Raw genomic sequence first — 13,077 nt, 5'->3', positions numbered from 1 at the left:
CGGTAGGCGGATAAATCCGCATATATAACACAATCGGACAATCAACTAAATGTTAGCTACGACATGCATAATATTATATTAATTAATAAATTTAATTTGACGAACACAATTCTTTCTTGTATAGTTAGAGCCAATTAATAAAGAGGAGGCTTACCCATGTCACAATTTAATTTCACTGCTTATAATAACTGTTGTTGTCGGACCGCGCGTTTTCAGCGATGTTCGACCTGTTAAGCATTGACTTTTTACGGTGGGTAATCCTAAAAAGCAATGTCCAGCATGGTCTGGTCATTGCTAAGGGCGCGAGGAATTCAGCTGAATTCTCGCGCCCTTTTTGTATACTCACCCCGACCCATATTCAACTGGAGGCTGATTCATGTTAATCAATCACGTTCAACAACTTATTGGCAACACCCCACTGATCGACTTACCAGTCACCGTCCCAAACGGCAGTCATATCTACGCCAAGCTAGAGATGTTTAATCCCGGTGGCAGTATTAAGGATCGCCTAGGCGCCTATTTAGTTCAGGATGGTATCCAACGTGGCCACATCAATAACACAACCACGATTATTGAACCCACTGCTGGGAATACCGGTATCGGCTTAGCATTAGCGACTCAAGCTCACGATCTTCGGACCATTCTCGTCGTACCAGAGAAATTCAGCATGGAAAAACAAGTTCTGATGCAAGCACTCGGCGCTGAAATCGTGCATACGCCTAGTGAACAAGGAATTAAGGGTGCCATTAAGAAAGCTGAACAATTAGCCCAAGAGATTCCTAATAGCTACGTTCCCATGCAGTTTAAAAACCCGGCTAACCCAGCGGCTTACTACCACAGCTTAGCGCCTGAGATTATTGCTGACTTATCACAACCAATCACGGCATTCGTTGCTGGCGCTGGCAGCGGTGGTACCTTTGCCGGCATCGCCGCCTACTTACAGGAACAGGATGCCGCTACCAAAGCAATCGTGGTGGAACCCGCGGGCTCAATTTTAAACGGCGGTCCAGCTCACGCACACCGTACTGAAGGCATTGGCGTCGAATTCATCCCGCCGTTCTTTGAACACTTACGAATCGACCAAACGTTAACCATCAGTGACAACGATGCTTTTGCCCAAGTTCGACAGCTTGCACGCCACCACGGCTTATTCGTTGGCAGTTCCAGTGGCGCCGCATTAGCAGCTAGCCTTCAATTAGCGGCCACCCTACCTGCCAACAGTACCATCGTCACTGTTTTTCCAGATAGTAGTGAACGTTACCTTAGTCAAAATATTTACTCAAACTAAAAAACAATCAAAGTGAGGAATTTAATTATGAAATTTGATACAGAATTAATCCACGGCGGTATTAGCGAAGATCCAACAACGGGTGCAACTTCAGTTCCCATCTACATGGCATCCACTTTCCATCAGACTAAAATTGGCGAAAGTCAGTATGAATACTCACGTACCGGTAACCCTACGCGCGCGGCGGTTGAAGCCTTAATCGCCACCCTTGAACACGGAACGGCTGGTTTTGCCTTCGCATCCGGTTCAGCTGCCATCAACACTGTCTTTTCACTTTTTGCTGCCGGCGATCACATCATCGTTGGTAACGACGTCTACGGTGGGACTTTCCGCTTGATCGACAGCGTCCTCAAACGTTTTGGTATGACTTTTACAACGGTCGACACTCGTGATTTAACCGCTGTTGAAGCAGCAATAACTCCTGCTACTAAGGCAATCTACCTTGAAACACCAACCAACCCGTTACTGCACATTACCGATATTGAAGCTATCGCCAAGCTAGGTCACAAACACGACTTACTCAGTATCATCGACAACACTTTTGCTTCACCATACATTCAACGCCCCTTAGACCTTGGTGTCGACATTGTCCTTCACAGTGCTTCTAAATATTTAGGTGGTCATAGCGATGTCATTGGCGGATTAGTCGTCACAAAAGATGCCGAACTCGGCGAACGGGTCGGTTACTTACAAAATGCTATTGGTAGTATCTTGGCACCACAGGAAAGTTGGCTCTTACAACGTGGGATGAAGACCTTGGCCTTGCGGATGCGTGCACACCTATCCAACGCTGAGCAGATTTTCAATTACCTCAAGGCTCAACCTGGTGTCGCTAAGATCTACTACCCTGGCGATCCCGATAATCCAGACTACGCCGTGGCTAAGAAACAGATGAACGGCTTTGGCGCGATGATCTCCTTTGAATTACAACCACAGATGGACCCTAAGGCTTTCGTTGAACATTTAGAAGTGATCACTCTAGCTGAAAGTTTAGGTGCCTTAGAGAGCTTGATTGAGATTCCTGCTCTGATGACCCACGGTGCAATTCCACGTGATATCCGCATCCAAAATGGGATTCAGGACGAGTTAATTCGCCTTTCCGTTGGCGTTGAAGATATTACTGACCTACTAGCCGACCTTGACCGGGGTTTTGCTAGCGTCACTGATTAATGCGGTGGCAGACTGCCCGAGCCATTTTAGACCGTGATCCCGCCGCAACTAATTTACTGACGGTCATGCTCACTTATCCGGGATTACACGCACTAGCTTGGTACCGGGTCGCACATTATTGCTACCAACATCACCTAAGTTTACTCGCTGAATTAATCAGTCAGCACGCCGCAAGACGAACAGGAATTTTGATTCATCCCGCCGCTCAGATTGGTCAGCGGGTCTTCTTTGATCACGGTCATGGCATCGTGATTGGTTCCACCGCAATCATTGAAGACGACGTCACGATTCTACACGGCGTTACGCTGGGAGCTCGTACTGTCGGCCAAACTGGTCATCGTCATCCGCACGTCCAAACCGGTGCTTACATCGGCGCTCACGCCCAGTTATTAGGCGCCATTACGATCGGTCGGCACAGCAAAATTGGTGCTGCCGCCGTTGTGCTCAATGACGTCCCAGCTTTTACGACTGCGGTTGGTAATCCAGCGCGCATTATTCATGCCGGATTGCACACCTACCAAAACTTACAACTAAAAACTAATTAAGTTGCAGGTCTGAGATATTTCTCAGGCCTGTTTGCGTATTTACAAGGTGACAGCATTTTTGAGAATTTATGACAAACGATGGACTAGCAAACTCAAAAGAACCCCCTAAATATGCGATAATGGTAAAGAAGAATTCAAAGGAGGATTTTCATGAAGCTATTGCACACTGCCGATTGGCACATTGGCCGCACACTCAACGGCTATTCACTATTAGACGAGCAAAAGGCTGCTTTTAAACAAATTATGGCGATTGCACTGGCAGAACACGTTGACGGTATCGTCATTGCTGGTGATATCTATGATCGTGCTGTCCCTAGCACGGATGCGGTAACCACCCTTGATCAAATGCTACAGACCATCAATATCGAACACCATTTGCCAATCTACGCCATTGCGGGTAACCATGACGGTGCTAAACGGCTTAACTACGGTCGCGAATGGCTCGCTCACACAGATCTGTATCTGAACACCTTGTTAGCAGAAGCTTTCACACCCATCGAAACCCCTGACGCACAAATTTTCATGCTACCTTTTTTTGATCCCATCGACGCGCGGGTCTATTACCAAAAACAGGGCTTACCTGAGCAAGAGGTCAAGGCGATCCATACGATCAACGATGCCATGGATCTCGTGTTAACTGATTTAAAACAACTATTTGATCCCAATAAACGTCGCGTTTTGATTACTCATTTCACGGTAACACCCAAACTTGATACCGAACTCGATCTTACTAGCGAGACAACTTCTAAGGTTGGTGGTTTAGCCACGTTGACTACAGATCAATTCGATCAGTTTGATTACGTCATGTTGGGCCACATTCATACCCGGCTTGCCTCACCTGATAAAGAACGGATGCGCTATGCGGGTAGCCCCGTGAAATTCAATGTCAAAGAAGCTAACTCGAAATTTCATGGTAAAGGTGTGGACATCGTCACCATCACTGATGACGCGATCAGTCGTGAATTCATGCCCATAAAACCACAGACTGACTTAGTCGCGCTCAAAGAGGATTGGCAGACCCTGATCGATCCCGCATTTTACCAGATGCAGCCGCTTGAACAAGCCTGGTTTGCTATCACAGTGACCAACTTCGACCGTTCCCGGCACCTCAACGTTCGGGCCCAATTGCAGCAGATCTACGGCACTATCGTTGAATTGGATTATCAAGATCGCCAAACTACTACTGATGAACAAACGACCCGCAAAATTGACGAACTCAGTCCCGACGAACTCGTCAATCAATTCTTTCATTCGATCACGGGTAATGACTTATCCACGGATCAACAGCAACTGGTCGATCAGATTCTAGTCGACTTAAGAAAAGAGGAATAAGCTTGAAACCCGTCTATTTAGAAATGAATTATTTCGGTCCCCACGAACATTCAATTATCGACTTTCGCCAGTTGGAAGCCGCACCCATCTTTTTAATCAGCGGTGATACTGGTGCCGGTAAATCGACTATTTTTGACGCCATGACCTTCGCCTTATTCGGTAGTACCACTAATGACGGTAGCGAGGGCCGTGCCGCTAAGGAAATGCGAAGTCAATTTGCTCCCGCTGATCAAGCCACTCAAGTTAGTTTCTACTTTGAACAAGGCAATCAACTCTACCAAATCACCAGAACGCCAGAACAATTTCTAGCTAAAAAAAGCGGTCACGGACTAACTAAGAAGACCAGTACGGCTAAACTTGCCGTAGTCGAAACCGTTGGTGGTGTCGAAACGGAAAGCATTGCAACTAAACCAGCTGATGTTGGGCCAGAAATCACTGCGATTTTACACCTTACAGCCGATCAGTTTAAAAAGATCATTTTATTACCTCAAAACGACTTCTCAGAATTTTTAAAGTCCAAAACAGCTGATAAAGAAAAGATTCTCAAAAAGATTTTCGGCACCCAACTCTACTCTAATTTCACAGCTAAATTAAAAACTGAGTACGACGACGCAAGCAAAACTGGTAGCCAGTTTCTCACCGCTTTACAAGCTGAATACGGTGCAGCAACATGGCTAGCTGAGGAGCAAGAACAGTTACAGCATGTCGCGGATGATCAAAAGTTAACTCTGCTAGAAACATTTGTGACTGATCGTCAAACTCACTTGGCTACGGCCACTAAGCAAACAGACGATGTCAGCCTTTTGGTCAAAAAATCTGAACAGGAAACCCAGGCCGCTCGCGAACTTCAACAAAAATTCGAAAAACTTACAACTACTAAAGCTAGTTATCAAGAAGAAGTTGCAGTCCCTGCTAACGAGATTGAAGTTAAAAAACACCATATGGCTAGCTTAACCTGGGCACAGGCACTGCAACCAACCAAAACTGAAATCAAACGGCGCCAAGAAGAGCAGACTCAGCTCACCGCGAATCAGCAAGCCGGACAAAGTCACGTTGATGAAGCCAAGGCAGCCGTCCAGCAGGCCAAAATCATCACAACTAAGCTAACTGATCAGGCCGATAATATGACCCTGGCGCAGCAACGTATCAATACACTCGCTACCTTGATACCACGTGTCGAACAAGTTGAGAGCTTGACCACCCAGTTAGCTAAGTTACAACCCACTGTGACGCAACTTAAAGAAACTGCGCAGCAACGACAAAAAGCTTTAACAACACTTGAAGAAACCATTGCGGCTCAAACAATTACACTGCCAAATGTCGCACAATTACAGCAAACTAAAGATACGCTAACACAACAAAAAGAACACGCTGTCGAAACCATGACCCCACTCGACAACCAGTATCAACGTTGCGTTAAAGATCAACAAGTTGCGCAACAGCAATTGACTGACCTTCAAGAAACGTTGCAAACTGAAAAAATAGCTCGCCAGACCGCTGAAGCAGCTTTTAAAGTTCAAAAAGGAAATCGGCAAGCTTTAATGATCGCCCAGTTGCAACAGGAATTGGTTGACGGTGAACCCTGCGTCGTCTGTGGCTCTACTGATCATTCCCACATGCTGGCAACTATCAGTGCTGACGAGGCTGAACTACGACAATCTATGCAAGACGTAGACGATGCCCAGAACACGCTAGCAGCAGCTAGAAAAACGGTTGATAGCACTCAAAAACAGATTGAACAATTGAAAGAAGCAGTTGAAAACGCAACTACTGCAACTGATACCGCTGCTCATCAACTAGATACAACCTACCAACAATTACTAACGACTAGTGACCTATCACTACCCGCCGATTATAATTTAGAGACACTTAAAAAGGCCTTCACGGTTAAGATTACGGACTTCACAACTAAACTTAATCAGGCCCAGCAATTAGCACAAAAGATTGAACAATTAAAGCTCGATGCTCAAACTCAATCACAACAGTTGAACGAAACTAAAATGCGACTAGCTGAGGTACAAACTGAAGTCAAGACAAAGCAAGCTGACCTTACTAAGATATCAGCTGAAATCGGACCTGATCAGTTAGCTAGCTCAGATTTGTTTGCTGAAAAAAATCAGTTATCAGATAAACTCAAAGCCTATCAGGACCAACTTAAAAAAGCTACTGATAACGAACAAACTAGTCACTTGGACCTATTCAAATATCAGACCCAGTTAGAAGATACGACAAAGCAGTTGCAAGCCAATCAAAAATCTCTTGAAACGTTAACACTAAATATGAATCAAGCATTAGCTGCTCCGGACGCACTGACAACGGAACCAGCCGTCCTTGATCAGTGGATTACAGAACTTGAAGCAGGCCAACTTGGAAATCTTCAAGCAGATCTTGCTAAGTATCGTCAAACCAAACAACGCCTGAGCGACGAAATCAAGCAGTTGGAATCCGAGTTGCATGATCAAAAGCAGCCAGATCTGACTGCCCTACAAGCAACGTTAACCACACAACAAGCTCAAAAAGACGAAGCAATTCGCGCTCAAGCTTTAGCGGAAACTGCCTTGACTAGTGCTCAAACAAGTTACGATAAGGTTCAACTGATCATCCAACAACAAGGTGATTTTGCCAAACGCTTTGCGGAATTAACTAGTCTTTACAATATCGTTACCGGTAAAGATGGTAATGACCACAAGCTGAAACTTGAAACCTACGTTGTTCAAAACTATTTGCAGCGCATTCTTAACTACGCTAACGCTCATTTTATCAATCTATTATCCAATAACCGTTACACTTTTGAGCTAGCGGATGACCCTTCCGACAATCGTAGCGATCATGGTTTGGATATCAACGTGTATGATAACGAGACAGGTAATTCCCGCTCTTCCAACACCCTGTCTGGCGGTGAAACGTTTATTGCCGCCCTTTCGATCGCACTGTCATTAAGTGAGGTCGTGCAATCAACCGCTAACGGTGTTCAGATTGACGCCCTCTTTGTTGATGAAGGTTTCGGCTCACTGGACGATGAGACCTTGGACAAAGCCATGCAGGCCCTTGCAATGATCGGTGAGAACCGGATGGTCGGTGTTATCAGTCACATCGAATCCATGAAACGCACCATTGGTCAGCAAGTTCGCCTGAAAAAGCTCGGCGATGGTCGCAGTACGATACAACTAATTAGTAAATAAATGTATTCAAAAGAAAAGCGCGTAATCAAATTGATTGCGCGCTTTTCTGTCTATTTAAAAGATAATTCCCAGAATCAACCCTAACAGTTGCATCCCCTGAAACATCATCAAATTTTGTGGTGCCGTATTAAACGTGGTTTCTTTATTCTGAACCGCGTTGAAAATCCGAATATTACTGATGATTTTAGGTAAGGCCAGTAAGACCAATAACTGATAAACTGGCAAAATTTGCAAGATAACACTGATAATTACAGGAACGTAGCCTAGCAAGGCTAGCCAATCATACAACCGTAGTGACGGTTTACGACCGATATAGTACGGAACCGTGTACCGTTCATTACGAATATCTTGTTCTAGATCCGAAATGTTATCTGCCAACATGATATTGGCCACTAAAAATATTCCGGGCATCCCAACGAGGATCATCACTAAGATATTTTCAAGATTACCGACCAGTGCAAAATGTGGCCAGTCAAACGTAAAGCCTGCTAATTCTGGTGTCGCCACGTTCATGTAGACACTCAGAAAGAAAACACCAAACCCTTCCACACAGCCGGATAATAGTTCACCCAGCGGAAAACGTGAAAATGGTACCGGACCGTACGTATAGAAAATAGCGACCCCAATTGCCGCCGCACCCATGAACAACAATAGCAAGTTCGTTTGAATAACGAGCACAAGACCCAAAATAATTGCAGTTGCTAACATCGCTAACGTCAAACGGAGTAATCGACGTGGCGATAAATGTTCACGCCCTACGATGTTATAAGTATCGCGATAATGAATATCCTTCGCTAAGTAGTAATCCTGAACGTTATTGAATCCCGTCACAAATAACGCGATGGCCACCTGTGCGATTAAATAAATTAAAGAATTGACCCAGTGAAACTCATGAAAATAATAGATTGAAAACAGCACGCCAATGAAATAAGGTACCACACTGGCCGCTTTAGCATTCAGTCGAATAAACTCAAAAAAGATCTTGGGTGTCATCGACCGATAAGCTGATTCATTTGCCAACAAATTCGCCCCCCGATTAATTAACTACCCTTCCACTATACCAAAGAATAGGGCTTGTGAAAACGCTATAAATAAAACAGTAGCGTGCTATAAGGCAATTGAAACCTGACTATTGTAGTGCACATCTAAATAATACATCATCTAGCGCACAAAAAAAGAACTGCAACTTTCATCACAGTCCCGAAAATTAACGCTTAATCATGTTCATGGTCATTCAATGGCGCCTCGTCTTGATCACTAGTGGCACGTCTAATGCCAGCAGGTAATTCCGACTTGGCGATCTTTTCAACATCATTAGTTTCTGCTTCAGCAGTCGCTAACAACTGTGGATCACGAAGGATTGGTAGTTGGAATCTGAAGATTGAGCCTTGGCCCACAACTGATTCAACACTAATCTGACCGTGATAACCCTCAACCAGACGTTGCGCAATCGACAAGCCTAGCCCATTACCACCCTTATCGCGACTACGAGCCTTATCAACTCGATAGAAACGGTTAAAGACGCGGCTGAGATTATCCTTAGAGATTCCCTCACCGAAATCTTGGACCGCAACTTCCACGTAGCGATAATCTGTCGATAACGACAAGTGAATTTCTTTTCGCTTAGTGGAATACTTCACCGCATTATCCAGTAAGATAATCAGTAATTGCTCCAAGTGGTTACGATAAATCTGTGCGTAAACAGGCTTATGAACATCATCATCAAACGTAAAATGAAACTCAGGATGAATCATCTTGAAGTCATTAAACGCTTGCGTCACCATTTTCTGAACATCCGACGTCTCACGGCCAAAGTTAATCTCTAACTGTTCAGCACGTGACAAGTCTAACATTTCCTGAACTAAACTCTGCATCCGTTTCGTTTCAGATAAACTAGCTGCTAATGATTCAGATAAGACCTGCGGATCATCCTTACCCCAGCGATTCAACAATTCCATGTGTCCTTGAATAATTGCTACTGGCGTCCGTAATTCGTGAGAAACATCCTCAACAAACTGCTGTTGCTGATTAATATAACGTTGCATCTGATCTAGCATGTCATTGAACAACATTGCCAGATCAGACAACTCATCGTTACGATTAAGTTCAGGTACCCGTGAATCTGTTTGGGGATCTTCATTGACCGCGTTGATGGTCTCCCTGATTTTACTCATCGGCCGTAGTAAAAAGGCCGCTAAAAAGTAACCCAATAACGCCGCCCCAAAGATGGCAATCATCGTCATCACAATAAAAATCCAAATAAGATTTTGCGTCGTCGCGTGATACTCATCTAAGTTATCGGTAACCTGCGTATAACCAATCAAGCGGTGGTTATTGGCTGCATAGATAGGTGCGCGTCCGACTAATTCAGCGTCATTTCCATGACCAATCACCTTAATCTGACGAGTGGTACTCTTACTAAATTCATGAGCATCCTTGCGCGATAAGTACAAGGTCATCCCGTGCGGATCATAAACCGTAACAGCTAAATTAGTCCGTGATAACGCCGTTAAATCTGAATCCGAAAAGATTTTACTCTGAATTGCCCCAGTCTTACGTTCGCTCATACTACTAGCTGGTTCAACACTCGCTTCTGGTTGTAACTTTGCGGAAACCGAAGAAATCGTTAGCTTTTTCGACTCCGTTCGCAGTGACTGTTGAACGGTCGTGACGGCATTGGCAACGTCCCGTTGTTCCTGGCGTAATAAGAGGTTCGTGAAACTCTTATAAACCAGTAAAGAAAAGCAAATAAAAATGAGCGCGGTTCCGATTGCGGTCCCGAGCGCCCACTTTCCTTTTAATGACCAACGGTGCCGTGGCGCTGTCGCCTGAGGACCCGATTGTTCTGTCATTAAGACCGGATCACGTAACCAGTCCCACGAACAGTTTGGATATAACTCTTTTCACCCGGACGATCAATCTTATTACGTAAGTAACGAATATAGACATCGACCACGTTAGTTTCAACTTCGGATTCGTAACCCCAAACCTTGTTTAATAAGACATCACGCGCTAGTACAACGTTGATGTTTTCCATCAATGTTAGTAATAATTCATATTCCCGCTTAGTCAGGTTGATGACTTCATCGCCACGTTTAACGACAAGGTTTTCCTTTTCAATCGTCAAATCCTTGTAAGTGACAGTGGTTTGTTTTGTACTTTGTTGTTCACTTTCAAGGTCGATCCGACGAAGTAAGGCGCGTAAACGTGCCAATAATTCTTCGATGGCAAATGGCTTAACGATGTAATCGTCAGCACCATGATCTAACCCTGAGACCCGGTCGATTACGGAATCACGCGCAGTCATCATGATGATTGGGGTGTTCTTGACCTCGCGAACACGACGACAAACTTCCAAACCGTTTAATTCAGGTAACATTAGGTCTAATAGAATAGCGTCATAATCTTCTGCTAACGCTGCATCCAAACCCTTACGACCATTGTATTCAACTTGAATGTCGTAACCTTCATGCTTTAATTCTAATTCAACGAAGCGTGCGAGGTTTTTTTCATCCTCAATAATTAATATTCGACTCATTTACTTTTAGTCACTCCTAATATTCAACTTATCTAAAATCCTTATGAACTAGCGATCAATGACTACTAATCAGTATTAACCTAGTACAACATGTTATTTTAACATGAAAACACTGAATTTCCTACACCCCAACTAGCGACAGTTCCTCACTCAATTCTAATTTTAGTGAATTCTTAGGGAATTGCAATCTTTAAGCCTCAGAATTCGGCTTATTTGCTTGTGGATGTTGCGTATGCCACTGTTTAATCGCTGCTAACCGCTGTTGCCAGGTCTTTTCTTGGCCCTGATCCGTTGGCTGGTAGTAGGTGCGTTCACTCAGCTCTGCTGGCATCGTGGTCATATCCGTTAACTTCTCAGTCGTATCATGCGCATACTGATAATCCGCGCCATAACCTAGATCCTTCATCAATTTGGTTGGTGCGTTACGAATCTGGAGTGGCACCGGTAAATTTCCCGTTGTTCGAATATCAGCCTGAGCCGCAGCTTTGGCAGCGTAGAGTGCATTCGACTTGGGTGCTAATGCCAAATACGTGACCGCCTCTGTCAAATTGACGTCGCATTCAGGCATCCCAATCAATTGGCAGGCCTGAAAGACAGCGACCGTCAACGGTAACGCTTGCCGATCAGCTAGGCCAATATCTTCACTGGCAAATCGAATCAACCGGCGTGCAATATACAACGGATCTTCCCCACCGGCCAACATCCGCATTAACCAGTAAATTGCGGCATCAACATCGCTATTCCGCATTGATTTATGCAACGCAGAAATAATATTATAATGTTCCTCACCATGCTTATCGTATCGCAAAGATTTCGTATTAATGAGTTGTGATAAGCCAGCCGTCGTTACCGTGACGTGCTGTCCCTCACGCTCCCCATTCAAGATTGCCATCTCTAGCGTATTCAACGCCATCCGACCATCACCATTGGCAAATTCTGAAATCAATTCTAAGGTGTCCGGCTGCAACTTGATATCAAGCTCAGGAAAACCATTCGGACTAGCCAAGGCTCCCTGCAAAATCTGTTCAAGCGCTACGGTTGTCAGTGTTTTTAGCACCAGCACTTTACACCGTGACAGCAGCGCGGCATTGATCTCAAATGATGGGTTTTCAGTAGTGGCCCCAATTAACGTAATACTCCCCCGTTCAACGTAGGGTAGGAAAGCATCTTGTTGGGCCTTATTGAAACGATGGATTTCATCGATAAATACAATTGTCTTCTCACCGAAGTCGCGATTGGCTTCCGCTTCATCCATAATTTGCCGAATTTCTTTGATACCACTAGTCACCGCACTGAATGTAATGAAATGGGACTTCGTCTGTTGGGCGATAATCTCCGCTAAGGTTGTTTTACCAACGCCAGGTGGTCCCCAGAAAATCAGTGAGGGCAATTGATCCTGAGCAATCAATTGTCGTAACAGTTTGCCTGGTCCCAGTAGATGATCTTGTCCTTTGAATCCATCCAGTGACACAGGTCGTACCCGGTATGCTAAGGGACTACTATCGGTTTTCTCTGAATTAAATAATGATTCTTGCCGCATTGGGCACCCCCATTTTAAGTAATATGTTCACTGCTTCTTAGTCTTTTAAAACTTCCAAATTTTTATTGTCATTATTAGATAATTGTCACATACCATTTTAACGCAAACATACGTTCTAATCAAAATAAAACGTGCACGACTAGCTAGTCCTGACATTAACGATCACATATTATAAAAATGATTGTCAGTTCTTATTTCTGCTACCAACTAAAGAAATACTTCTAAGACCTAAGGACAACCTAATTTCAATCTCGAAAGATCTTAAAGACCATCCCGAAAAGTTCAAAGTCAACCTAGTTATTAGTTATTGTGAGTATTAACCAAGTTTAGCCGGAGGTGGGCAGTACTAGCGATGCTGTGAAGGTGCCATTAGTCCGGCGATTTCCTGGAGTTATGGCACGGACGTCCTTGGTCATTGGTGTTTTTCCAATGACCAAGGCGAGGACTAAGACCGCTTCTCAGGCTTAGTCCGGTCCCCTCAG

General features: G+C 44.5%; 9 protein-coding genes. 5 read left to right on the top strand and 4 right to left on the bottom strand.

Annotation, left to right across the window (positions count from 1 at the left end; translation table 11 throughout):
• The first annotated feature begins 376 nt into the window (after nt 1-376).
• The 5 genes from ACG95_RS05380 (at nt 377) to ACG95_RS05360 (ending at nt 7,517) form a co-directional block, all read left to right on the top strand.
• A complete protein-coding gene (locus ACG95_RS05380; RefSeq protein WP_047999534.1) occupies nt 377-1,288 on the top strand; it encodes a PLP-dependent cysteine synthase family protein in 912 nt (303 codons plus the stop codon).
• A gap of 27 nt (nt 1,289-1,315) precedes the next feature.
• Nucleotides 1,316-2,458, top strand: coding sequence for a trans-sulfuration enzyme family protein (locus tag ACG95_RS05375; protein WP_047999533.1), 1,143 nt, complete (start codon nt 1,316-1,318; stop codon nt 2,456-2,458).
• Nucleotides 2,458-3,003: a serine O-acetyltransferase EpsC gene (gene epsC, locus ACG95_RS05370; RefSeq protein ID WP_047999532.1), complete on the top strand. Its 546-nt coding sequence runs from the start codon at nt 2,458-2,460 to the stop codon at nt 3,001-3,003. Before ACG95_RS05375 ends, epsC begins: the two co-directional genes overlap by 1 nt.
• A gap of 150 nt (nt 3,004-3,153) precedes the next feature.
• Nucleotides 3,154-4,335, top strand: coding sequence for an exonuclease SbcCD subunit D (locus ACG95_RS05365; RefSeq protein ID WP_047999531.1), 1,182 nt, complete (start codon nt 3,154-3,156; stop codon nt 4,333-4,335).
• A gap of 2 nt (nt 4,336-4,337) precedes the next feature.
• A complete protein-coding gene (locus tag ACG95_RS05360) occupies nt 4,338-7,517 on the top strand; it encodes an AAA family ATPase (protein WP_047999530.1) in 3,180 nt (1,059 codons plus the stop codon).
• A 54-nt stretch (nt 7,518-7,571) separates the two neighbouring features.
• On the opposite strand, the gene ACG95_RS05355 is transcribed toward ACG95_RS05360, so the two are convergent.
• The 4 genes from ACG95_RS05355 to ACG95_RS05340 all read right to left on the bottom strand — a co-directional run bounded on the left by ACG95_RS05355 (nt 7,572) and on the right by ACG95_RS05340 (nt 12,595).
• On the bottom strand, nt 7,572-8,540 hold the full coding sequence (locus tag ACG95_RS05355; protein ID WP_082137308.1) for a UbiA family prenyltransferase: 969 nt from the start codon (nt 8,538-8,540) through the stop codon (nt 7,572-7,574).
• Nucleotides 8,541-8,731: 191 nt separating this feature from the next.
• Nucleotides 8,732-10,369: a HAMP domain-containing sensor histidine kinase gene (locus ACG95_RS05350; protein ID WP_047999529.1), complete on the bottom strand. Its 1,638-nt coding sequence runs from the start codon at nt 10,367-10,369 to the stop codon at nt 8,732-8,734.
• Nucleotides 10,369-11,055 (bottom strand): response regulator transcription factor, encoded by a 687-nt coding sequence (locus tag ACG95_RS05345; RefSeq protein WP_047999528.1) that lies wholly within the window; start codon nt 11,053-11,055, stop codon nt 10,369-10,371. Before ACG95_RS05345 ends, ACG95_RS05350 begins: the two co-directional genes overlap by 1 nt.
• Nucleotides 11,056-11,245: 190 nt before the next feature.
• A complete protein-coding gene (locus tag ACG95_RS05340) occupies nt 11,246-12,595 on the bottom strand; it encodes a replication-associated recombination protein A (RefSeq protein WP_047999527.1) in 1,350 nt (449 codons plus the stop codon).
• Nucleotides 12,596-13,077: the final 482 nt, after the last annotated feature.

Source organism: Lactiplantibacillus herbarum (assembly GCF_001039045.1).
Classification (GTDB): Bacteria; Bacillota; Bacilli; order Lactobacillales; family Lactobacillaceae; genus Lactiplantibacillus; species Lactiplantibacillus herbarum.
Note: the sequence above shows the minus strand (reverse complement) of the source record. Positions and strands in the feature narration are given on the sequence as shown.